The 21,810-nt window shown below is 38.2% G+C and carries 24 protein-coding genes and 1 riboswitch; of the genes, 11 read left to right on the forward strand and 13 right to left on the reverse strand.

The annotated features are described in order from the left end of the window. Window positions 1-23: 23 nt before the first annotated feature. Window positions 24-1,367, reverse strand: coding sequence for a 30S ribosomal protein S12 methylthiotransferase RimO (gene rimO / locus KTH84_RS04605; RefSeq protein WP_042894136.1), 1,344 nt, complete (start codon window positions 1,365-1,367; stop codon window positions 24-26). A 342-nt stretch (window positions 1,368-1,709) separates the two neighbouring features. Here rimO and glnL point away from each other — a divergent pair, with 342 nt between their 5' ends. The 5 genes from glnL to KTH84_RS04635 all read left to right on the forward strand — a co-directional run bounded on the left by glnL (window position 1,710) and on the right by KTH84_RS04635 (window position 6,957). Continuing rightward, window positions 1,710-2,819 (forward strand): nitrogen regulation protein NR(II), encoded by a 1,110-nt coding sequence (gene glnL, locus KTH84_RS04615; RefSeq protein ID WP_262472196.1) that lies wholly within the window; start codon window positions 1,710-1,712, stop codon window positions 2,817-2,819. Continuing rightward, complete coding sequence (gene glnG / locus KTH84_RS04620) at window positions 2,806-4,299, forward strand: nitrogen regulation protein NR(I) (protein WP_202741852.1); 1,494 nt, start codon at window positions 2,806-2,808, stop codon at window positions 4,297-4,299. Before glnL ends, glnG begins: the two co-directional genes overlap by 14 nt. A gap of 253 nt (window positions 4,300-4,552) precedes the next feature. Continuing rightward, window positions 4,553-5,206: a TetR/AcrR family transcriptional regulator gene (locus KTH84_RS04625; RefSeq protein WP_133973038.1), complete on the forward strand. Its 654-nt coding sequence runs from the start codon at window positions 4,553-4,555 to the stop codon at window positions 5,204-5,206. A 112-nt stretch (window positions 5,207-5,318) separates the two neighbouring features. After that, window positions 5,319-6,233, forward strand: a complete 915-nt coding sequence (argF, locus tag KTH84_RS04630) for an ornithine carbamoyltransferase (RefSeq protein WP_262472199.1) — start codon at window positions 5,319-5,321, stop codon at window positions 6,231-6,233. Window positions 6,234-6,432: 199 nt separating this feature from the next. Continuing rightward, window positions 6,433-6,957, forward strand: coding sequence for a protein tyrosine phosphatase family protein (locus tag KTH84_RS04635; RefSeq protein WP_042894227.1), 525 nt, complete (start codon window positions 6,433-6,435; stop codon window positions 6,955-6,957). Here KTH84_RS04635 and ispF read toward each other — a convergent pair. Continuing rightward, on the reverse strand, window positions 6,945-7,436 hold the full coding sequence (gene ispF / locus KTH84_RS04640) for a 2-C-methyl-D-erythritol 2,4-cyclodiphosphate synthase (RefSeq protein WP_003652198.1): 492 nt from the start codon (window positions 7,434-7,436) through the stop codon (window positions 6,945-6,947). The two genes, KTH84_RS04635 and ispF, sit on opposite strands and share 13 nt — an antisense overlap. 99 nt (window positions 7,437-7,535) lie before the next feature. Between ispF and KTH84_RS04645 the strand changes: the two genes are divergently transcribed. After that, window positions 7,536-8,180, forward strand: coding sequence for a hypothetical protein (locus tag KTH84_RS04645; protein WP_262472202.1), 645 nt, complete (start codon window positions 7,536-7,538; stop codon window positions 8,178-8,180). 44 nt (window positions 8,181-8,224) lie between these two features. On the opposite strand, the gene KTH84_RS04650 is transcribed toward KTH84_RS04645, so the two are convergent. The 7 genes from KTH84_RS04650 to KTH84_RS04680 form a co-directional block, all read right to left on the reverse strand. Next, window positions 8,225-9,469, reverse strand: coding sequence for a D-amino acid dehydrogenase (locus KTH84_RS04650; RefSeq protein WP_262472204.1), 1,245 nt, complete (start codon window positions 9,467-9,469; stop codon window positions 8,225-8,227). 175 nt (window positions 9,470-9,644) lie between these two features. Beyond that, window positions 9,645-9,732: riboswitch (glycine riboswitch) on the reverse strand. A gap of 150 nt (window positions 9,733-9,882) precedes the next feature. Further along, window positions 9,883-10,374, reverse strand: coding sequence for a hypothetical protein (locus tag KTH84_RS04655; RefSeq protein WP_042894121.1), 492 nt, complete (start codon window positions 10,372-10,374; stop codon window positions 9,883-9,885). 335 nt (window positions 10,375-10,709) lie between these two features. Continuing rightward, complete coding sequence (locus tag KTH84_RS04660) at window positions 10,710-11,255, reverse strand: cysteine hydrolase family protein (RefSeq protein WP_133973030.1); 546 nt, start codon at window positions 11,253-11,255, stop codon at window positions 10,710-10,712. 303 nt (window positions 11,256-11,558) lie between these two features. Continuing rightward, window positions 11,559-11,789 carry a hypothetical protein gene (locus KTH84_RS04665; RefSeq protein WP_197731006.1) on the reverse strand — a complete coding sequence of 77 codons (231 nt, stop codon included), beginning with the start codon at window positions 11,787-11,789 and terminating at the stop codon, window positions 11,559-11,561. A gap of 269 nt (window positions 11,790-12,058) precedes the next feature. Next, window positions 12,059-12,376 (reverse strand): hypothetical protein, encoded by a 318-nt coding sequence (locus tag KTH84_RS04670; protein ID WP_262472208.1) that lies wholly within the window; start codon window positions 12,374-12,376, stop codon window positions 12,059-12,061. Between the two features lie 203 nt (window positions 12,377-12,579). Then, window positions 12,580-13,974, reverse strand: a complete 1,395-nt coding sequence (gene fumC / locus KTH84_RS04675; RefSeq protein ID WP_262472210.1) for a class II fumarate hydratase — start codon at window positions 13,972-13,974, stop codon at window positions 12,580-12,582. A gap of 114 nt (window positions 13,975-14,088) precedes the next feature. Continuing rightward, window positions 14,089-15,096 (reverse strand): NAD-dependent epimerase/dehydratase family protein, encoded by a 1,008-nt coding sequence (locus KTH84_RS04680; protein WP_133973026.1) that lies wholly within the window; start codon window positions 15,094-15,096, stop codon window positions 14,089-14,091. A gap of 65 nt (window positions 15,097-15,161) precedes the next feature. On the opposite strand from KTH84_RS04680, the gene tusD reads away from it, so the two are divergent. The 4 genes from tusD to KTH84_RS04700 are packed head-to-tail and all read left to right on the forward strand — an operon-like array spanning window position 15,162 to window position 16,557. Next, the gene (gene tusD / locus KTH84_RS04685) at window positions 15,162-15,530 is read left to right on the forward strand and encodes a sulfurtransferase complex subunit TusD (protein ID WP_042894027.1); all 369 of its coding nucleotides are present in this window, start codon (window positions 15,162-15,164) and stop codon (window positions 15,528-15,530) included. Between the two features lie 44 nt (window positions 15,531-15,574). Beyond that, window positions 15,575-15,925 carry a hypothetical protein gene (locus tag KTH84_RS04690; protein WP_042894026.1) on the forward strand — a complete coding sequence of 117 codons (351 nt, stop codon included), beginning with the start codon at window positions 15,575-15,577 and terminating at the stop codon, window positions 15,923-15,925. 17 nt (window positions 15,926-15,942) lie between these two features. Beyond that, window positions 15,943-16,227, forward strand: a complete 285-nt coding sequence (locus KTH84_RS04695) for a DsrH like protein (protein ID WP_262472212.1) — start codon at window positions 15,943-15,945, stop codon at window positions 16,225-16,227. Between the two features lie 18 nt (window positions 16,228-16,245). Further along, on the forward strand, window positions 16,246-16,557 hold the full coding sequence (locus KTH84_RS04700; RefSeq protein WP_262472213.1) for a TusE/DsrC/DsvC family sulfur relay protein: 312 nt from the start codon (window positions 16,246-16,248) through the stop codon (window positions 16,555-16,557). A gap of 2 nt (window positions 16,558-16,559) precedes the next feature. On the opposite strand, the gene KTH84_RS04705 is transcribed toward KTH84_RS04700, so the two are convergent. Beyond that, complete coding sequence (locus KTH84_RS04705; RefSeq protein ID WP_197731005.1) at window positions 16,560-17,423, reverse strand: DMT family transporter; 864 nt, start codon at window positions 17,421-17,423, stop codon at window positions 16,560-16,562. A 123-nt stretch (window positions 17,424-17,546) separates the two neighbouring features. On the opposite strand from KTH84_RS04705, the gene KTH84_RS04710 reads away from it, so the two are divergent. After that, window positions 17,547-18,938: a PLP-dependent aminotransferase family protein gene (locus KTH84_RS04710; protein ID WP_262472215.1), complete on the forward strand. Its 1,392-nt coding sequence runs from the start codon at window positions 17,547-17,549 to the stop codon at window positions 18,936-18,938. Window positions 18,939-18,954: 16 nt separating this feature from the next. On the opposite strand, the gene KTH84_RS04715 is transcribed toward KTH84_RS04710, so the two are convergent. The 3 genes from KTH84_RS04715 to moaCB all read right to left on the reverse strand — a co-directional run bounded on the left by KTH84_RS04715 (window position 18,955) and on the right by moaCB (window position 21,800). After that, on the reverse strand, window positions 18,955-19,437 hold the full coding sequence (locus KTH84_RS04715) for a winged helix-turn-helix transcriptional regulator (RefSeq protein ID WP_042894021.1): 483 nt from the start codon (window positions 19,435-19,437) through the stop codon (window positions 18,955-18,957). A gap of 204 nt (window positions 19,438-19,641) precedes the next feature. Further along, complete coding sequence (locus KTH84_RS04720) at window positions 19,642-20,877, reverse strand: molybdopterin molybdotransferase MoeA (protein WP_262472217.1); 1,236 nt, start codon at window positions 20,875-20,877, stop codon at window positions 19,642-19,644. After that, the gene (moaCB, locus tag KTH84_RS04725) at window positions 20,877-21,800 is read right to left on the reverse strand and encodes a bifunctional molybdenum cofactor biosynthesis protein MoaC/MoaB (protein WP_133973013.1); all 924 of its coding nucleotides are present in this window, start codon (window positions 21,798-21,800) and stop codon (window positions 20,877-20,879) included. Before moaCB ends, KTH84_RS04720 begins: the two co-directional genes overlap by 1 nt. Window positions 21,801-21,810: the final 10 nt, after the last annotated feature.

A 21,810-nucleotide genomic window follows, 5' to 3' on the forward strand; every position in this document is an offset into this window, starting at 1 on the left:
AATGCTCTTTAAATATATTTCGATTAAACCGATTTAATTTTAATTAACTTTGCAAATAAATCGTATTCATCCGCATCGGTAATTTCGACTTCCAACATATCGCCCGGTTGAATAGTGTTCTTATCGATATCTTCTACGAACACATTACCGTCAATTTCCGGAGCATCAGCATAAGAACGTGCAACGGCAACAGGATATTCATCTTCTAAACTATCGACTAATACAGTCATCGTTTGACCAATACGTTTTTGCAATCTGGCAGCAGAAATTTGTTGCTGGACTTGCATAAAACGCTCGTAACGCTCTTGTTTAATTTCTTCTGGCACATGATCTGGCAAATCATTTGCCGTTGCGCCTTCGACTGGTGAATAGGTAAAGCAACCTACACGATCAAGTTGAGCTTCAACTAACCAATCTAGCAAAATCTGGAAGTCCTCTTCAGTTTCACCTGGGAAACCCACCACAAAAGTAGAACGGATCACAAGATCAGGACATTTTTCACGCCATAATTTAATTTTTTCTAATGTATTTTCACTATGAGCCGGACGCTTCATTAACTTAAGAATACGTGGGCTTGCGTGTTGGAATGGAATATCTAGATATGGCAGGATTTTACCTTGTGCCATTAAATCAATTACCGCATCCACATGTGGATATGGGTAAACATAGTGTAGACGCACCCAGATACCTAATTGGCCTAGTGCTTCACACATATCGAAGAATTTTGTCTTAACCGGTTGACCATTCCAGAAGTCAAGTTTGTACTTGGTGTCTACGCCATAAGCTGATGTATCTTGGGAAATAACCAAGATTTCTTTAACACCCGCTCTTTTAAGTGCCGCAGCTTCTTCTAATACACTACCAACTGGACGAGAAACCAAGTCACCACGCATACTTGGAATAATACAGAAGGTACAACGATGGTTACATCCTTCAGATATTTTTAAGTAGGCATAATGCTTTGGTGTTAAGCGAATTCCCTGTTCAGGAACCAAATCAATAAACGGATTATGTTTAGGTGGTGCTGGTACATATTCATGTACAGCTTCCATCACATCTTGATAAGCTGCTGCACCAGTAACCTTTAAAACGTTTGGATGCATTTGACGAATTTTATCTTCATCTTTACCTAAACACCCAGTAACGATCACTCGACCATTTTCACTAATGGCCTCGCCAATTGCATCTAGCGACTCTTGTACCGCAGATTCAATAAAACCACAGGTATTAACAACTACTAAATCAGCACCATCATAATCTGATGCTACTTGATAACCTTCAGTCTTTAACTGAGTTAAAATTCGTTCAGAATCTACCAATGCCTTAGGACAACCTAAAGAAACAAAACCGACTTTGGGGGTCTTCATGAATCTGCGCTCCACTTGAATGCGCGTATTGTATGTCTTTTCTTGTCTCAAGCATAGGTGGAAAGCCTACTCTTTGTGTAATGCACCAAAATACAACCAACATTTGCACCAAAACTCACCTTTGCACCAATTTAGATCATGTTATTATCTAGATTTGAGCTATCTGTTTTGATCAAAAGATATAAAGAGCGATTTCAGCGCGTTTTTAAGTACCTTAAAACTTTAAAATAACCCATAAACAAAGTTGGCGTATATTTTGCATCATTCATGTTCTATAACGGTGAAAATCCGATAACCAATGAAGATGCCATTGCGCTATTTTAAGACAGGAACGATTCGCTAATGGATCAACACAACCCTATCGACTATCGCCTCTTGGTAGACAATTTAACTACTGCGATTTTATTAATCGACAGTAATTTGAATATTTTTTACTTAAATTCAGCTTGCGAAGCACTATTTGATATAAGTTTACTGCGTGCTTCAGGGCAACCAGTTTTAAACTTACTTCATGCCCCTGACGATACTTTTAATACGCATGAAGCTTTATTGAACACCATAAAAACCGGACAACCTTATACGCGCCGAGAAGCTGTCATTAATGTCAACTTTAAAGACCTGCATGTGGATTACACAGTTTCTCAATTAAATGCAGGTAAAAGCTACCATCCATTATTGTTGATCGAACTCAATCCAATCGATCGCATGTTAAAGATTTCAAAAGAAGAAAATCTTGTTCAACAACATCAGGTCGCTAGACAGCTCGTACGTGGCGTTGCCCATGAAATTAAAAATCCACTTGCAGGTATTCGGGGAGCAACCCAGTTACTCGCTCGCAGCTTAAATGATAAGACTTATGCGGAATTCACCGATGTCATTATTAATGAAGTAGATCGTTTAACCAACTTAGCTGATACCATGTTAGGTTCTAGACAACTGCCAAGTTATGAGAATGTTAATGTGCATGAGCCGTTAGAACGGGTACGGTCTCTTATTGCAAATCAAACCAAGAAAAAAATTAAAATTATTCGTGATTACGATTTGTCTTTACCCGATGTTCATGCTGATCGAGATCAACTCATACAGGTGATGCTCAACATTAGTGTAAATGCGATTCAAGCCATCACGGAAAATAAGTCATTTTTCACAGATCAGGAACCAGAGCTAATTCTACGTACCCGCATACAACGTCTTGTCACGATTAATGGTGTGCTGAACCGATCTACTGTGCGGGTCGATATTGAGGATAATGGACCAGGTATACCGGAGAGTATTTTAGAGTCAGTATTCTATCCATTGGTTACTGGACGAGCAAAAGGTACTGGGCTTGGCCTGAGTATTGCACAGAATATTATGCATCAACATAATGGAATGATTGAATGCCAATCTGTTCCTGGAAAAACTATTTTTAGCTTATATTTACCTTGGGAGTCAGACCGTGTCGCGAAATAAAATATGGGTTATTGATGATGATCGCGCCATGCGATGGGTATTAGAAAAGACCTTTAAAGAAGAAGGTTTTGATGTCACTAATTTTGAAGAAGCTCAAACTGCACTTGAACGTTTACACCATGATGCGCCCGATGTCATTTTAACCGACATTCGAATGCCTGGAATTGATGGTTTAACTTTCTTATCTAAAGTCAAAAACTCTCATCCAGATTTACCTGTCATTATTATGACTGCACACTCCGATTTAGAGTCTGCTGTTTCAAGCTATCAAACAGGCGCCTTTGAATATTTACCAAAGCCATTTGATATTGATGAAGCCTTAGCCTTGGTTAATCGTGCAATCCTGCATATCAACAAATTACAACAGCAAGAAGCGACAAAAACAGCTACGCCTCTTCAATCAACAGAAATTATTGGTGAATCTCCTGCAATGCAGGAGGTTTTCCGCGCTATCGGCCGTTTATCTCAATCTCATATTACTGTTTTAATTAATGGTGAATCAGGTACAGGTAAAGAGTTAGTCGCGCATGCTTTACACAAGCATTCTCCTCGCCGTGCCAAGCCTTTTATTGCTTTAAATATGGCAGCAATTCCAAAAGACTTGATTGAAACCGAGTTATTTGGTCATGAAAAAGGTGCATTTACAGGTGCAAATACTCAGCATCAAGGCCGTTTTGAACAAGCAAATGGCGGAACACTATTCCTTGATGAAATTGGTGATATGCCATTTGAAACACAGACTCGATTACTTCGTGTGCTCGCCGACGGTGAATTTTATCGTGTAGGTGGGCATATCCCAGTTAAAGTGGATGTTCGAATCGTTGCGGCAACGCATCAGGATTTAGAAAAACTGGTGAATGAAGGTCGATTCCGTGAAGACTTATATCACCGCTTAAATGTGATTCGTATTCACATTCCTAAACTTGCGCACCGTAGCGAAGATATTCCAATGCTTGCTCAGCATTTTCTTGCACGCGCAGGTAAAGAACTTGGCGTGAGCCCAAAAATCTTACGTACCGAGACAACAGATTATATGCAACAGTTGCCATGGCCCGGCAATGTTCGACAACTTGAAAACACGTGTCGCTGGTTAACTGTAATGATCACCGGACGTGAAGTTTATCCAGAAGATTTACCTTCTGAACTCAAACAAGTTCCACTACAAAAAAATAGTGAATCAGGGCAACCTGCACCTTCTTTTGAGCGCATTTCACTACATCATTGGGATGAACTACTTAACCAATGGGCGATTCAAAAACTTAAAAATGGTGAAATGAAGATTCTGGATATTGCGACCCCAATGTTTGAGCGCACCTTAATTAATGCAGCCTTACTGCAAACTCGCGGGCGTAAACGCCACGCAGCAGAATTACTGGGTTGGGGCCGTAATACCTTAACTCGCAAGTTAAAAGAACTTGGAATGGATTCTGCTGACGATGATGAAGAAGATGAACATAAGGTTACCCAAACTGAAGCCTAAAAAGCTTAGTACCTAAATTAAAAGCGGCTAAAACATTCTTAGCCGCTTTATTTTTTATTAAATTTAAAAATGAACATCAGGTTACATCATTAAATATTTTCAAAATTCACTCTAAGTTTATATTTTCTATTCATTTATTTTTTAAATAAAGTGATTACTGTTCAGCAGATGATCTAAAAAAATAGTGATGACCACCCTTAAAGATAGTTTTGCTATACTAAACAAGCAAAGTTAACCGTTGTTATGAAATTTTATGCACGATTCCGTCCTTGAGTCACATCATTCAGTATGTGAAAAACCCCAAACACGCAGAGGTATAGAACGTCGCTTAGCTCTATTGCTAAGTGCAACCGAGCTGTTTTTGGATAAAGGATATGATGCCGTTTCTCTTGATGACATTGTTAATCATGCTGGAGGTTCAAAAACTTCTATCTATAAATATTTCGGTAATAAAGATGGCTTATTTACCGCAATTTGCGATTATCGCCGTGAAATGTTTTTTAAAGATATTTGTCTAGCATTTCACCCCTCTCAAAGTTCATTACGCGACTATTTAATTCACACACTCATTCGCTTCTACACTCACATTATCCAGCCTGAACATATTGCCTTTTTACGCCTAGTGATTGAACAAACTCAATGCAATGCCACTTTAAGCCAATATCTATATGAAAAATGTGCTCAAGATGTACAAAATACGATTGCACAAGCACTTTTAATTTCCCATCAATCTGGCGAGATTCATTGTACATCTCCCGACCATTCTTCATTAATGTATTTTGGAGTTTTACGTGATATTGAATGGCGCATGATTATGGGGATGCCACTCCCACCAAATGAAAAAGAAGTAATTGATTATATTAACTATTGTGTTGATGTTTTCTTAAGAGGCCATCATAAAGTCTAATTCTTTTGCATTTTAAAATGCTTATAGTATAGTAGACTTCTTTTTTTCCACATCCACCCAGCCAACAACAGATAATTGTTGTATTTCATAACAATTATTATGGAGTAGCTACATGGCTCTAAGACATTTCCTGACTTTACGTGATCTATCCACTCTAGAACTTAATCGCATTTTAGAACGCGCAAGCGAGCTTAAAAAAATGCAGCATAACAATCAGGTATATCAACCTTTTGTTGGTAAAGTATTGGGAATGATTTTTGAGAAATCAAGCACGCGTACACGTATCTCTTTTGAAGCAGGCATTAATCAATTTGGTGGTAGTGCGATTTTCTTATCGCCTCGCGACACACAATTAGGTCGTGGTGAACCAATTGAAGACTCAGCACGTGTAATTTCAAGTATGCTTGATATTGTGATGATTCGTACTTTCGGTCATGACATTATTGAACGTTTTGCATCATATTCAAAAGTTCCTGTTATTAACGGTTTAACAGATGACCATCATCCTTGCCAGTTACTTGCAGATTTACAGACTTATATTGAACACCGCGGTAGCATTAAAGGCAAAACCGTTGCTTGGATTGGTGATGGCAATAATATGTGTAACTCATATATTGAAGCTGCACACATGATGGGCTTTAAACTCAAAATTGCATCGCCGAAAGGATATGAGCCTAAACCTGAATTTTTAGCAGAGTTTGGTCATTGTGTTGAAGTTTTTGACAATGCAGAAGATGCTGCCGTAAATGCTGACCTCATTGTGACAGATGTATGGGCAAGCATGGGACAAGAAGAAGAACAGAAGCTTCGCGAAAGAGCCTTTGCTGCTTTTCAAGTTAATGAGAAATTAATGGGACTTGCTCATCCTGAATGTTTATTCATGCATTGTTTACCTGCACATCGTGGCGAAGAAATTTCTGAAACCATGCTCGACCATAAAAATGCAGTAGTCTGGGATGAAGCGGAAAACCGTTTACATGCACAAAAAGCTTTGATGGAATTCTTATTAAATGAACGTCTGAAATAAGCTTAATTTCTTTCTAAAAAACAGCACTTTTATTGTGCTGTTTTTTTATTTTCTAAATGACTTCTTTTATTTATTATAATTTTTTTAATATTCTTGTTGAGGCTGATGAATATATAAGCAAGCTGTATTTTATCTCTTAGATATAATCGTGTATAACATTCAACACAACAAGCCAAACTTACTCTTGCCGAGTACGACCATGACAACTATTGAACAATCATTAGCTCAAATCCCTAATTTTTCCGTTATTCATGAGCACTTATTTAGTTCGGCTCAACCATCAATCGAACAACTAAAACTGATTAAAGAATATGGTTGTAGCATAGTCATTAACCTTGCTTTAAGTAATGCACCAAACCACATTGAGAATGAAGATCGTATTTGCCTAGATATTGGTTTAAATTACATCCACATTCCAATTGATTGGGAAACGCCATCTGCAGAGCAATGTTTATTGGTACTCGATCTCATTGATCATTTGGTCCAGAATGAAATTGTCTGGATTCACTGTACTAAAAATGATCGCTCTAGTTGCCTTATGTATGTTTACAGACAGTTTTATATGAATATGGACATGCCTACTTCTCAAGATTTACTCCACGAAACTTGGGAACCTAATGAAACTTGGACAGGGCTTATTCATAGTATTACCTTACAACTACAAGGACGTAAGGCAACTATTGAGCTTCAACAATCTTTACAACAGGCCGATCACTTGGTGTGATGAGAGACTAAAACAGTTGCTGTAGCTAAAATACCTTCTTGACGACCGGTAAACCCTAGTTTTTCGGTCGTCGTTGCTTTAATACTGATTTGATTAACATCTACATTTAAAACATCAGCAATGCTTTGACGCATTTCCAAATTATGCTTAGCTAATTTGGGACGCTCACACGCCACCGTAATATCAGCATTATTTAACTGATAACCACGATCCAATATTAGTTGGTAAACATGCTTTAACAATACTCGACTGTCTGCGCCTTTGTATTCTGGGTCAGTGTCAGGAAAATGTTGTCCAATATCTCCGAGTGCCAAAGCGCCCAACAAAGCATCACATAGGGCATGAAGTACCACATCACCATCAGAGTGTGCTTTCAAGCCATGTGTATGTGGAATTTGAATGCCAGCCAATGTAACGAAGTCCCCTGCTTCAAAGGCATGCACATCCATTCCCTGTCCAATACGAATTTGAGCAACCATATAACTATTACCTTCCATAAAAACTTAAGAAATCTTGTATTCAGCCTTTCTGTTTCGCTATAGTACACCTAGCAAAGTAGACTGAAAGTATAAGCGATCATGCTGTCTAATACTGATATGAATCATTTGAAAAGATTAAGTTTTGCCGTGACACTGAGTTGTTTATGTTCATCTCTTGTCTTTGCAGAATCAATAGACTGCTCCAATTCTGGAACTGAGCTTAAAATCTGCTCAAAAACATTTAGTGAATCGAGAAAGCAACTCAATAATAAATATCTTTCTGCATATTTAGTTACTGATGCCCCCTTACAGCTTTTACAGGATACACAAAAGTTATGGTCTAAACATACTCAGCAATGCAAGAGTAATACATGCGTTCAGCAACAGTTTGATTTACGTACTGATGACCTAAATTTTTATGCGTCACTTAAGCAAACACTTACTCAACATTATCTTAAGTTTGAAAATGGACGTATAGCTACACAACCTGTTCACATTCAGGTCCATCAGCTTGCAAAGGATAAAATCAAGATTGAAGGAATCGCATATCGCAATCCAAATAACCGCAAAGAAACTCAAACGATTTCTTTGATGGCCTATAGTTCACCTGAACAAAAAAGTGAAATTTTAGACAATGAACATAACTGTAAATATCAGTTTAATTTTCAAAAAGCTTTACTTAATGTGAAAACACAACAAAAAGGCTGTGAGCGTTTTAGCGGAATCTACCGATTATATGATTAATACGTTAAATAAAAGCCAGTGTTTAAACACTGGCTTTTTACTTTCTAGACTGGATATTTCTGGGCAATATCCTGACCGACTAAAACTGCAGTTGCCGCAGACAAAGTCCAACCTAAGTGCCCATGTCCGGTATTATAGAAAATACGAGGTTGTTTAGACTGCTTCACCACAGGCAACATATTTGGCATCATAGGTCTTAGCCCCGCCCAAGGCACCACATGCTCAGTTGAAATATCAAAATTACGGTTTACCCAATTCACTAATGGTTGAATACGATCAGCCCGTATGTCACGGTTGTAACCATTAAATTCCGCAGTACCCGCCACACGCAGTCGATCTTTACCTAAACGAGAAGTCACGATTTTTGCACTTTCATCTAGTAAGCTGACCCACGGTGCATTCTGCACACTTTGCTCATCTTTTAATTGCACGGTAATTGAATAGCCTTTTACTGGATAAACATTTACACGCTCACCAATCATATCGGCAAGTTGATAGCTCCCTACACCACCACAAACCACAAGCACATCACCTTCGATCTGGATGCTATCGGATTCAACAAGATATGGATGCTCTGCACTTGGCTGACAACTTACGATCACTTTGTCTGTATGACACTTAATATCTGTGACTTCCAGACCAAATTTATACTGAACGCCATATTGTTTAGTCTTTTCAGCCAAAGAGGTTGAATATTTATGAATATCTCCCGTTGCATCACTTGGCGTGTAATAGCCACCAAAATAGTCACCCGTTAACGATGGCTCTATTGTTTTCATTTCATCAGATGAAACCGAATAGCGCTCCAATGTACCTTTGTTCAATACATTATTGACTTGTTTAGCAATCTCGTAATCGGCCTTACTATGATACATGTGAAGAATGCCACGTTTCTCCAAATCAAAGTCAAGTTGCTCTTTTTCTGCAACTTCGAACAAGCGCTTACGGGCGAGCAATGCCAATCGGACCGTCTCGATCGTATTAGCTTCATAATTTTTAATATGGGATAAGAACTCAACCAACCAACTATACTTATGCAAACTAAATGAAGGATTCAGCAATAGCGGTGCATCTTTTTGTCTCATCCATTTAAAGCCCTTAACCACAGTGGCTTTTTGGTTCCATACTTCGGCATTACAAGCCGATAATTGCCCTCCATTGGCAAATGATGTTTCCATTGCAGGATATAAATGTCGATCAATCACTGTGACTTGATAACCTAGTTGCGATAATTCATAGGCAGAGGTAACCCCTGTGATTCCCGCACCTATCACAATAACATGTGGCATAACAGACTCCTCAGAAATGCAAAACATTTCATCAGTACAGCCCATCTGTCATTGGTACCTGAGAGTTTCGACCCCAACGTTACCTTTTAACGTTTAGATCTTCCCCTTCGGTGAGTTTATAATTTATAAGTTATTATTTTCAATTCTTATAAATCTAAGCTTCTCTCCAGATTTTTTAATTATTACAGTCCTTCTGCCTGAGAGTTTCCGGGCTTGTTGCTCCTTCGGCGGGTTCTTACGAACCTCTCTCCCGCAATAATTTTGTATTTATATAAGCAATGTATCTGCCACTTTAAAAAAAACGCATTCTTTTCTTGTAAACTTTTGTACCAGTAATTATCAAGTTATAAACCATTAATTTAATTATAAAAATAAAAAAGGTGAATCTTTATAAATTCACCTTTTGTGTTTAATTAGAATTTTCCGTTGAGCACTGGGTCTGAAACTGTACCTTTCCATTGCTCACGCAAGGTTGGTAAATAAAATTTCTCACCAATCGTGACCAATTCTGAATCAATCAATGCGTGAACTTCGTGCATAAAAATATAATCAAGTGCAACCAAAGAGAGTTCATGATTTTTTTGTGCTGTTTTCTTACGTTTCGCTTGAGCTTGCTTCACTAACTCATTCGCAAAATTTTTATCTTTATAAGCCGTAATTGCATTTAAACGGAGTTCAATAACACCCCATCCAGCTAATAGCTTTTTAAAGACATCAAAATCTTCAGAAGTTGATTCCCACGTTACATTTTCTAGATCGTTATCATCAGGTAAAACCGGCAACAACAGATCACCTGTACTTGGGAAAATCTTTTTAAGATTTAACAGAAACTTAACAGGCTGATCACCGGGATAATCATTAAATTGCACATGTTGTTCGGTATCTGTTAAATAAATAGAGAGCATTCAAAAATCCTTAGCTAAGTTTCTGTTTTCAATTACTTTATATTTAATTTTGCAAAATGGATGCAAAACAATAAACAATATAAAAACAGGACAAGGTGCGCATTTTAACAATTATGACAGCTTATTCAACGCTAATTCGCCATTAATTAGTGAAACTTACACCCTCTTGATAAAAAGCCCTCCGAAAAGGGCTCTTTGTTACTACAGGTTCAATTCCTACCATCGCTATAAACTCTACCAACAACTCGTCTTTAGCAAGGCTTCTTATGCCGTAATAGATATACAGCTAATAAGACTTTTTGAATAAAGTTGTTCACTTTATGTCTAAATTAAATTTAAGAAATAAACTGTGCTGTCGTCTTTAACTGAGCAAAAGCATTGCTTAAAACTTGGTTATGATGATCAATTATTTGCAGAGCATTTAAAGCGACTGAATCAGTTGTGGTGTGTGCATCTGAGATTAATATCACTTTATATCCATTCTCTGAAGCAGTCCTAACAGTAGTATCAATACAATACTCAGTTTTCATTCCAGTAATTATGATTTCATCAACATCAAGTTTCTCTAACACTTCTTTTAAAACAGTATTTTTAAAGCTGCTCGGGTACATTTTTTCAATGACTGTATCTTTATGTGGATTAAAAGGTAAGTCTGTGATCAGTTGAGTGTTCGGGCCGTTTGGATCTAATGGTGTGCCTCTCTCACCGACATGCCGAATAAAGATAATTGGTCTATCATTCAAGCGGCAATATTCAATAAGGCTAACAATATTTGAAAGTACAAGTTGAGCATTATGTGGCTTAGACTGGCTATTAAATAGGCCATTTTGCATATCAATGACGAGTAAAGCCGATTTTGAGTTACTACTGAATTTTTTCATAATCTTTCTCTGTAAAACCAATAATGAACAGAGAAAAATTAACCCAGCCATTATTGGCTGGGTTTGGTCATCTTATTAAGTCACTTTAATAAAAAATCACACGCAGCCTTCCTTAAAGGTCGTGGTGGTTGTCGTGATTTTATTCAATAAACAGTTCATTTGTTTTAACTACCATAATTAAAGTGTGATTAACCATACCATAGCTTTTTCAAAAGAAACAAAGCTTTTTAACTTTTTTATTTTGTAGAGTACCTTCTACTCTTAATTAGTTCTTACAGAAATACTTCATACTCAAAAGCTAATTTATTTAACCGAAAGTAAGTATTCGTATGCTGTTTTTTCATCACTCTGTAGTTTAATGACTGCATCAGTTTCATCATTCAAAGTAAGGTTAAATACCTGCTCACCATCATAAGAAATTTGATGGCCCATACGAAATTCTGAATCAAGTGACTCAAGAATAATAAAATTTCCTTCAATATTCGAAGCAATATAGTAAATATTGTTCCGATGAACATATCTAATTGTGTACATCACTATTTAAATTCCATCTAAAAAATTATGTTTTTTCTTAAATAATAAAAAAGCTCTCTTCCTCTTCTCAAGCAGAAATGAAGCTAGCGAAAAAAGATCCGCCCTTCTTTTGATTTCTAGCACTAATCGTTCAGCGCCAAACTAATATATAAATATTACAGAAATACTTAATAATAAAAAACCCCGCCATTAGTCGATACTTAGTCGGGTTTCTTATACCGTTATATGTCTGGCAGAACTAACTCTCACATGGCTAACTTCTATTTAAATTAATCTTTACATTTAACTTTCAAAACGGCTGCTTTGGTATTTACTGGAATTAGCAGTCCTGAATTGTAGACAGTATGATGATTTACGATTTTGTTATTGCTATCCAACTCATCAAACCCTTTGTCTTTACATATTTCTTCTGCTTTCCCGATTAACTTTGACCTCAAGGCTTCTCTTGAACCAAATGCATTACTTTGAGCATGAAGTTGGTAAACACCAGGATTCACCTCCACTACAGAAGGTGGAAACATTTGTAGACAACCAGACAACGTACAAGCTGTGATTGCTAAAACAACTATTGATTTAGTCTTTTTCATTTACTTAGACTTAAAATAAAATAACGTAGCAAAACTAAAGTCTAGATATGACATTAGTATTTCAAGATATAAAAAAAGCCCACTTTTTCAAGCGGGCCTTCCCCTTATGATTTTTTGCGCTGATCATTCAGGACTTTTGTTGTACTTAGCAACTTACGAATATTACAGAAGTATTTGAAAATAAAAAAGTCTATCAGAAGAGATTATTTACTATTTGGTGAAACCATTTTTTCAGGTTTAACCACTTCATCAAATTGCTCTGCCGTAACTAAACCAAGCTCAACAGCGACCTGCTTTAAAGTCTTATTTTCTTTATAAGCAGTCTTTGCAACTTTTGCAGAATTTTCATAACCGATCACTGGATTTAAAGCAGTAACCAACATGAGAGAGTTATGCAAGAAGTGATCAATTTTATCCTGATTAGGTTCAATTCCCACCGCACAGTGATCATTAAAACTATTACAAGCATCACCAAGCAATTGAATAGACTGCAATAGGTTGTAAGCAATTACAGGCATAAATACGTTTAATTCAAAGTTACCTGAAGCACCGGCCACATTAATAGTCGTATCATTTCCAAGCACTTGCGCAACGACCATGGTCATTGCTTCACTTTGTGTCGGGTTTACTTTGCCCGGCATAATGCTTGAACCAGGTTCATTTTCTGGAATACGGATTTCACCGAAACCACAACGTGGCCCACTTGCTAACCATCGAATATCATTGGCAATCTTATTTAAACTGACTGCAAGCGTTTTTAAGGCACCAGATGCAAAAACAGCAGCATCACGTCCCGCAAGTGCTTCAAATTTATTTGGAGCAGTCACAAACGGTAAGCCTGTAAGCAAGGCAAGTTGTGCAGCTGATTTCACTGCATAGTCAGGATGTGCATTTAGCCCTGTACCGACCGCAGTGCCACCCAATGGTAATTCATATAAGCCAGTTAATGCCTGTTGTAAGCGTACGATCCCATGCTCAAGCTGAGAGACATAACCACTAAATTCTTGACCCAATGTTAATGGCGTTGCATCTTGTAAATGGGTACGGCCAATTTTAACAATAGATTGAAACTTATCAGATTTTTTTTGCAAAGTCGCTTTAAGTTGTTCTACTGCCGGAATGAGTAATTCATTAATTTGCAAACTTGCCGCCACGTGAATGGCCGTTGGAAATGAATCGTTTGTTGATTGAGCACGGTTGACATGATCATTGGGATGTACTGGTTTCTGAGCACCCAACGCTTGACCTAATTTCTGGTTTGCAATATTTGCAATCACTTCGTTACAGTTCATGTTACTTTGCGTACCAGAACCCGTCTGCCAAACAACTAAAGGAAATTGAGAATCCCACTTGCCTGCAATCACTTCTTCAGCCGCGCCCACAATATATTGGCTCAAATCTTGCGGTAACTGTTCAAGTTCAGCGTTGGTTATTGCAGCAGCCTTTTTTACTAGCCCCATTGCTCGAATCATGGCACGTGGTAATCGTTCTTGCCCGATTTTAAAGTTCTGTAAGCTGCGTTGAGTCTGTGCTCCCCACAATGCTTCATTTGGAACTTCAATCTCACCCATAGTGTCATGTTCAATTCGTGTTTGCATAGAAACCTCAGTTATCTGGTAAAAGAACTCACGGGCTGAAGCAAGTTTTGCTCTGGCTAGTTAATATGAGTATCGTACTCAAGCATTCCATTATTGTAAATAAGAATCATTATCTCATCTTCCATTTAATGTATTTTGATAGAACCGCCATTCATCTTCAATCATTTGCTTTAATGATCGTTTAGGCGCCCATTGCAATAATGTTTTTGCTTTCTCTATATTTGCCCCAACTTGCTCTAACTCGACATGCTTATAAATCGCAGGTTGAGTCGCAATTTCAGCTTGGGTTACCTGTGAAATTTCATCTAATAATTGACGAATAGAGTGAACTTGATCATGGGCAATGTTAAATGCCTCACAACAATGCGTTTGGTTACGCAGCCAATGTAAGCTTGCACTTACAGCATCACACACATCTAAAACGTGTAGAAAACTACGCTCAGTCGTATGATCTGAAGTGGTTGCTTGGTCTTGTAATTCGATTAAATCACGTTGCATGGCTGCAACTTGCATGGCAAGCGGCACAATATTTTTGGGAAGCTGCGCGACATATTCTCCGAGTACGCCATGTTCAAACGCACCTACAATGTTAGATAAGCGCAAGATCGCAATTTTCCACTCATGATCAATTTTATAAGTATCACGAATGATTTCTTCAATCATCTGTTGAGACTTAATGTAAGGATTAGGGTAAGCATAATTGAATTCGTCTGTTTCGCTTAATTGCAGACCAGATTTTCCATAGGCAGCAAGGCTTGACAGCTGAATAAAGTGACGAACACCCGTACGTTGCATGGCACGGAGCAAACTCATGATGCAACTGACATTATCATTATAATATTCAAGTGGTTTAAGATTGGATTCTTCAATTGATTTAAACCCTGCAGTATGAATAACCGCATCAATTGAATATTGTTCGAAGACCTTATTGAGTGCGGGCGTATTACGTACATCAAGTTTAACAAACGGAACATACATGCCAGAAATAAACTCTAGCCGTTCCAACGTTTGCAGGGTCGAATTAGCCAAATTATCGACGATTACCACCTCTTGCCCTTGAGCCATTAGACTCAAAGCAATGTGTGAACCGATAAAGCCTAAACCACCTGTCACTAAAATCATTGTATACTTACCTTTCTCTTAATGTATCTACGCCCATTTAGACGTATGACCATAGTGAATTCTTAATGAGTACATTACTACTAATTACCTCTGCTCCTACTTCCATCCATGCTTGGCATGCTTTAGGACTTGCTCAGGCACTCAAAAGTAAAAATGAAGACTTTCGTGTATTCTTTTACCAAGATGGCGTGCAGGTTGCTAATGATTTTCAATGGGTTCCTGACGACCAGCGTAATTTAACGCATGAATGGCAAAAGCTCTCGATTCGACTTCCTGTTTGTGTGAGTGCTGCCCTCGCTCGCGGTATTACCGATGCAGAAAATGCCAGTCGCCATCACCTGACTCATCACAACCTTGCCAAAGACTTTGAACTCGTCGGGTTAGGTGAACTTGCTGATGCAGTACAGTCAGCATCTCGTCTTATTCAATTTTAAGTTACTTTGTTTGCTTAGATTGTTGCTTTTAAAAGGTATATTGTGTGAAATCTGTACTCGTTATTTTAAGCCAAGCCAACTTAACTAGTCTTCAAATCAATGAAAGCCTTTCTGCTACTATGGTTTTAGCAACCTTTGGCTCACCAGTCAAAGTATTATTGAAAGATGCTGCTCTTAGTCTTTTGCAAAATGATCTAAGCTTTAACCAGTTTCATCATGCCTTCAAAGTGGCTTCAAATATGGTCGAAAGCTTTGAGTTTTATGATTTGAGCCCAATTCTTATTGAAAGCAAAAATCAGCAGCATCCTTTTGTTCGCAACACTGAACAAGAGCTTGAGTTCGTCCAGCTAAATACTGAGTTCATTCAATCTTTTGATCATGTTCTATATTGGTAGATGAAGGTGTAAATTTAATGAATCCATCAACACTTTATCTAGTGCAGTCTTCTTATCACAATACCCCTAAAATTATTGATGAATTGCGTGATATTTATCAGGTAGGTGATCAGATTGTTTTTATGGGCGACTCTGTTGCTCAGCTTTCAGCTCAGGTTATTCAACAGTTTGAATCTGTTTCGTGCTTAAGTGTCGAAAAAGGTTTACTCGATACAGATAATTTAACTCAGATAAATGTACTCGACTATGCTCAATTTGCAGATCTTGCTTTAACATTTAATCGCTGTATTTCTCTTAAATAATATATTTAGGCTAGTTTCATGAATTTAGAATTAGACCAAGATGGTCATTTGGTTGATTATACGATCTGGAATCCTGAAGTTGCACAAGAACTCGCTAAGTCACTTGATCTTGAATTAACTGATTGGCATTTTGAAGTTTTAGCTGCTGTTCGTCAGTTTTACCAACAGTTTGGGCATTCTCCAGCAACTCGCCCACTTATCAAATATCTTATGAAAACCATAAGTCCAGACATTAATAATGCTGTTTTACAGCAACAATTTAATACTGGTTTAGTTGCCCGTCATTTGAGTCGTTTGGCAGGCATTCCTAAACCAGCAAATTGTTTATAAAATTAAGCAAACTTTTTAGCAGCAGCGACACATAAAATAGTGGCTGCTGTTACTCCTAACATGGACCAGCTCACATGTTCGTGCAATAAAATTGCCGCAATGGCTAGACCCATTAAAGGCTGTAAGAGTTGTAGTTGGCTTATGGCAGCAATTCCGCCTTGGGCAAGTCCTTTGTACCAAAAGAAGAAACCAATCAGCATACTAAACAAAGACACATACATAAGACCGACTAGAGCTGATGTAGACACACTCTGAAATGAAGCTGGCATATAAAAAATAGTAAAGAACAGCATGAAGGGTAATGACAGAATGAGCGCCCAACAAATGACTTGCCACCCACCGATTTTTCTTGAAAGTACACCACCTTCTGCATAGCCAAAACCACAGAAAATAATCGCCATCAACATGTAAAAGTCCCCTATTCCAAGTGATGTATCACCAGAAAGGAAAAACATATAAGCGAAAACAACTGCACTCCCCAAGACTGCAAATATCCAGAAAAATTGATTCGGTTTTTCTCCACCTCTCAGCACAGCAAAGATTGCAGTTGCAAGTGGCAAAAGACTAACAAAGACAATTGAATGGGCTGCATTCATATATTGCAAGGCAAGCGCTGTAAATAAAGGAAACCCGATCACTACGCCTATAGCAACAATGGCAAGTGGCCACCAATCTTGCTTGGCTGGCTTTTTTTGTTTTAAAACTAAAATAAGAATAAGCCCCAAAATACCAGCAATTGCTGCACGTGCTGCCGTTAAAAACCCAGGTTCAAATCCCATTACAGCAACACGTGTTGCTGGTAGAGACCCGGCAAAAATAGCTACCCCAATAAATCCATTCACCCAGCCATTCATAAACCTATTCATAATTTTCTCCATCACTATACGAAGAATTTAAGCTGTGCTAAGGTGATAAAACCAGATACAAAGCAGTACAATTTAAAAGAACTGTTATGTATCTATGACCAGTACAGTTAGGATTACAAACAAGTGAATCAGGCAAAAACAAAAATTGAAATTGTCATTTCAGAGATTGAACAACAAATAAAAAACCGATCTTTGATGCCTGGAGCACGCTTACCTTCTGTTCGTAAGTTAGCCAAGGATCTTGGCTTTTCTGTTTCAACAGTTGTTGAAGCCTATGAAAGACTAATTGCGCTTGGAAAAATTGAATCGCGAACTGGCTCAGGCTTTTATATTGTTGGCCCACTTGCACCTCTAGCTTTAAGTGAATTAAGCCCTCAATTAGAACGTTCCGTAGACCCGTTATGGATCTCTCGTCAATCTTTAGAAGCAAAAGCTGATGTTTTTAAACCTGGATGCGGTTGGCTACCCGATGACTGGATGCCCTTAGAGAGTATTCGCAAAGGATTAAGAGCTGCTGCAAGAGGGACAGACGCTTGTTTAATGGGTTATTCAACCCCGTTAGGATTACCAGCTTTACGCGATTTATTAGCAAGACGTGCTCAATCGAAAGGAATAGATGCAAATCTAAATCAAGTACTTTTAACAGATTCGGGAACGCAATCGATTGATTTGGTTTTTCGGTTTTTATTAAAGCCTGATGATGTCGTGATCATTGATGACCCGTGTTATTTTAATTTTCATGCCTTGCTTAAAGTTCATCAAGTTAAATTGGTTGGAGTACCCTACACCGTAAATGGCCCAGATTTAGAAGCATTTAAAGAGACCATAGAGAAATATAATCCTCGGCTCTATATCACCAATTCAGGCATTCACAACCCAACTGGTGCCACACTTTCTCTATCTACGGCACACCAATTGTTAAAGCTGATTGAACAATCTAATCTGATTGTAGTTGAAGACGATATTTTCTCAGATTTTGAATATACTCCCGCTCCTAGACTTGCAGCTTTAGATAATCTTTCACGCGTCATTTTTATTGGAAGCTTCTCTAAAACATTATCTGCGTCTATTCGTTGTGGTTATATTATTGCTAAACCAGAATGGATTGATCAGCTCACCGATTTAAAAATTGCCACCAATTTCTCGCATAACGGCGTTTCCGCAGAGGTTTTACTCTCTGCCTTGACAGACGGCTCTTATCGCAAGCATTTAGAGTTATTAAAAGTACGTCTAGCAAAAGCCATGCATGAAACCATCACAAAACTTGAACCTCTTGGCATAAGACCATGGATTAAGCCACAAGCTGGAATTTTTGTATGGTGTCATTTACCTGAAGGTTTAGAAGCTTCAAAAATTGCGAAATATTGTATTAATCATAATGTTATTCTTGCCCCAGGCAATGCTTTTAGCCAAGCACCTAATGCTGGTCAATTCATACGTTTTAATGTGGCACAGTCAAACCACGAACACATCTATAAAACTCTCACCAATGCCATTCAGCAAGAGTTTTCATAGTTTATAGAGCAAAATATTAGGCTTGTTTCTGTTTTTGTTGAATATACGCAAAATAACCCGGTCCTGCTGACACTTGTACTTGCTTAGCATGTAAAGGCTCACGGCACACCGAACACACCATAACTGGTTCAAATTTATGCCCACAGGTTTTATGACGATATTCTAATGGCTTACCCAAACCTTGATCCATCCATTTATCGCCCCAATTCGCCATAGACAGAATAATTGGATAAAGCTCAAAGCCTTTATCAGTTAGTCGATATTCAAAACGCTCTTGTCTATCAAAATAAGGTGCTTTGACTAAAATTTCATATTCAACTAAGCGTTTTAAACGATCTGAAAGAACATGACGAGTTACACCTAATGATTTCTGGAAGTCATCAAAACGTCGTATTCCCATAAAAGCATTACGTAGTATTAGCATCGTCCATCGATCGCCAATTACTGATAGCATACGAGCAACCGAACAAGGCTGATCACCGATGTCGTCCCATTTCATCTTTATGCATTCCTCGATATTATTTAGCCCAATGGCTCTATAGTTTATACCCTAAACCACTTGTCACAATATATGCAAGATTGATTCTAAAAAAATAAATGCTTATTAACTTTTATAAAAATTATTCATTATAGAAAATATAAAATTGCTGAATAAATATGACTCATTCACGGCGTAATGAGCCATATTTCTCTTTCTTTATACTTAATTTGAAATAAATATACCTTTTAATATATAACCCGCTTCTAGTTTTACACCCGCTGGAATTCGAACAAGACAGTTGGCCTGCATTAAGTTACTCAGCATATGTGATTGCTGTTTTGCCAGACTTTTTATTTTAAGCTGTCCATTTTCAAAATAAGCATACATGCGCAAAAAACGTTCACGTGCATCTTCTTTTAAGTCATGCTCCAAAATCGCACTAAACCACTCTGGCCCCGCCTGATTCCCCTGCAAGCTATCTAACAAGGCTTTACCATATATCTGCATAGCCACATATACAGCAGCAGGATTACCCGGTAAGCCTAACAAGTAACAATGATGGCCTCTTTCTGGCTGGGAATATTCAGCAAAAAATAGAGGTTTTCCCGGCTTCTGTTTTACTTTCCAAAAGATTTGTTCAAAACCAACCTCAAAAGCACATGGTCGTACAAAGTCATAATCACCAACAGAGACTCCACCTGTCGTTATAATAACATCATGACTGTCTTTGCACTGATTAAAGTAATGCATGACTTGCTCTGCCTCATCTGCCACATGAATCAATTCAACATCTAAGCCATAATCTTCAAACCAAGCTTTTAGTAATGGTCCATTTGCATCAAAAATTTTGCCATCGATAAGATCTTCTGCGGTTTCGGCGACTTCATCTCCAGTCACTAAAACAACAACTTTCGGCGCACGGTAAATTTTAACTTTTCGCACACCAGCCATACTTAAGGCGGCCAAACTTCCAATATTTAGAAACTGTCCAATTTGGGCAAGCAATTGACCTTTTTGAATTTCCTCTCCGGTAAAACGTATATCAGCTTGAGGACGTATATGCTCAGTTAAGCAAATTTCCTGTGCTGCAAGAACCGATACGACTTCCTGCCGAGCAACATGGGTTGTTCCTTCTGGAATTTTACCGCCTGTGAATATACGAATAGCCTGACCCTCTTTAAGGGTGTCATGGCTTTCGCTTCCCGCACGAATCTCACCTGTAACCTGAAATTTTTGTTGTTGCAAATCTTCAGCATGGCTACAAAGTGCATAACCATCTACCGCACTTTGAGAAAAACTTGGCAGATTAATTTCTGAATAAATTTCTTTAGCGAGATATCTACTTAGGCTATTTTGAAGAACTTGGTTAATCGAACCCAACTTTTTTGGTTGCTTAATAATTAGCTCAAGTGCTTCATCTACCCTAATTAAACCACCCTCTGTACCACAACCTGACATTATTCATAACCTCCTGGATGCGGTAAATCACGGCAAACATCAAAAATATGAACAAGGGCGGGTAAAATAGCAGCCATTGATTCGCTTGCTCCACCACGGCTTCCCGGTAAAGTCACCACTAAAGAACGGTCAATAAAACCTGCTACTCCACGTGACATTGCTGCATATGGCGTGCGTTTTTGTCCAAAAGATCGCGCTGCTTCCATTAAGCCGTCTAATTTACGTTCTAAAAGTGGCTCTAATGTATCGACTGTAATATCACGCTTACCAATTCCAGTCCCACCAACCGTCATAATGCAAGCATATGATTTGCTCAACTCAAGCACTAAATCTTTTAGAGTTTCTGCTTCATCAGGCAAAATTTGGTAATGAATCGGATCGAATCCTGCCTCAGTTAAAGTTTCAACCACAGATTTTCCGGCTGTATCGGGTTTTCTACCGGCTGCAACGGTGTCGGATAACACAATGACCGCTGCCGAAACGGGTTGACGAAGTACACGTTTAAAGTGCGATTTTCCACCCTTTTTCTTAAGCAGTTTACATTGATCCATCCAGAGTTCTTCTGGCTCACAATGTGGTTTTAACATGTCATAAATCGTTAAACCTGCAAGGCTTGCAGCCGTTAAGGCTTCCATTTCAACCCCAGTAGGGCCAATGGTCTCAACTACGGTAATAATCTTTACGAAATCATGCTCTAATTCATATTCAACGTCTGCACGATAAATCGGTAACGGGTGGCATAAAGGAATTAGCTCATCGGTGCGTTTGGCTGCCAAGATTCCTGCAACACGTGCGGTTTTTAATGCATCACCCTTTTCAGTATTCCCTTGTCTTAATAGCTCAATACAATGTGGTGGCGCATATAAAATTGCCTGTGCTTCAGCAACACGATAACTTTCCGGCTTCATTCCTACGTTTTTCATTTTTTATCCT

The organism is Acinetobacter sp. WU_MDCI_Abxb74 (assembly GCF_025513915.1).
GTDB lineage: Bacteria > Pseudomonadota > Gammaproteobacteria > Pseudomonadales > Moraxellaceae > Acinetobacter > Acinetobacter calcoaceticus_C.

Excerpts from the sequence above, each read along its gene's own strand:
- rimO (WP_042894136.1), bottom strand. The coding sequence starts at position 1,367 with ATGAAGACCCCCAAAGTCGGTTTTGTTTCTTTAGGTTGTCCTAAGGCA.
- glnL (WP_262472196.1), top strand. The coding sequence starts at position 1,710 with ATGGATCAACACAACCCTATCGACTATCGCCTCTTGGTAGACAATTTA.
- KTH84_RS04625 (WP_133973038.1), top strand. The coding sequence starts at position 4,553 with ATGCACGATTCCGTCCTTGAGTCACATCATTCAGTATGTGAAAAACCC.
- argF (WP_262472199.1), top strand. The coding sequence starts at position 5,319 with ATGGCTCTAAGACATTTCCTGACTTTACGTGATCTATCCACTCTAGAA.
- KTH84_RS04635 (WP_042894227.1), top strand. The coding sequence starts at position 6,433 with ATGACAACTATTGAACAATCATTAGCTCAAATCCCTAATTTTTCCGTT.
- ispF (WP_003652198.1), bottom strand. The coding sequence starts at position 7,436 with ATGGTTGCTCAAATTCGTATTGGACAGGGAATGGATGTGCATGCCTTT.
- KTH84_RS04645 (WP_262472202.1), top strand. The coding sequence starts at position 7,536 with ATGCTGTCTAATACTGATATGAATCATTTGAAAAGATTAAGTTTTGCC.
- KTH84_RS04650 (WP_262472204.1), bottom strand. The coding sequence starts at position 9,469 with ATGCCACATGTTATTGTGATAGGTGCGGGAATCACAGGGGTTACCTCT.
- KTH84_RS04655 (WP_042894121.1), bottom strand. The coding sequence starts at position 10,374 with ATGCTCTCTATTTATTTAACAGATACCGAACAACATGTGCAATTTAAT.
- KTH84_RS04660 (WP_133973030.1), bottom strand. The coding sequence starts at position 11,255 with ATGAAAAAATTCAGTAGTAACTCAAAATCGGCTTTACTCGTCATTGAT.
- KTH84_RS04665 (WP_197731006.1), bottom strand. The coding sequence starts at position 11,789 with ATGTACACAATTAGATATGTTCATCGGAACAATATTTACTATATTGCT.
- KTH84_RS04670 (WP_262472208.1), bottom strand. The coding sequence starts at position 12,376 with ATGAAAAAGACTAAATCAATAGTTGTTTTAGCAATCACAGCTTGTACG.
- fumC (WP_262472210.1), bottom strand. The coding sequence starts at position 13,974 with ATGCAAACACGAATTGAACATGACACTATGGGTGAGATTGAAGTTCCA.
- KTH84_RS04680 (WP_133973026.1), bottom strand. The coding sequence starts at position 15,096 with ATGATTTTAGTGACAGGTGGTTTAGGCTTTATCGGTTCACACATTGCT.
- tusD (WP_042894027.1), top strand. The coding sequence starts at position 15,162 with ATGAGTACATTACTACTAATTACCTCTGCTCCTACTTCCATCCATGCT.
- KTH84_RS04695 (WP_262472212.1), top strand. The coding sequence starts at position 15,943 with ATGAATCCATCAACACTTTATCTAGTGCAGTCTTCTTATCACAATACC.
- KTH84_RS04700 (WP_262472213.1), top strand. The coding sequence starts at position 16,246 with ATGAATTTAGAATTAGACCAAGATGGTCATTTGGTTGATTATACGATC.
- KTH84_RS04705 (WP_197731005.1), bottom strand. The coding sequence starts at position 17,423 with ATGAATAGGTTTATGAATGGCTGGGTGAATGGATTTATTGGGGTAGCT.
- KTH84_RS04715 (WP_042894021.1), bottom strand. The coding sequence starts at position 19,437 with ATGAAATGGGACGACATCGGTGATCAGCCTTGTTCGGTTGCTCGTATG.
- KTH84_RS04720 (WP_262472217.1), bottom strand. The coding sequence starts at position 20,877 with ATGTCAGGTTGTGGTACAGAGGGTGGTTTAATTAGGGTAGATGAAGCA.
- moaCB (WP_133973013.1), bottom strand. The coding sequence starts at position 21,800 with ATGAAAAACGTAGGAATGAAGCCGGAAAGTTATCGTGTTGCTGAAGCA.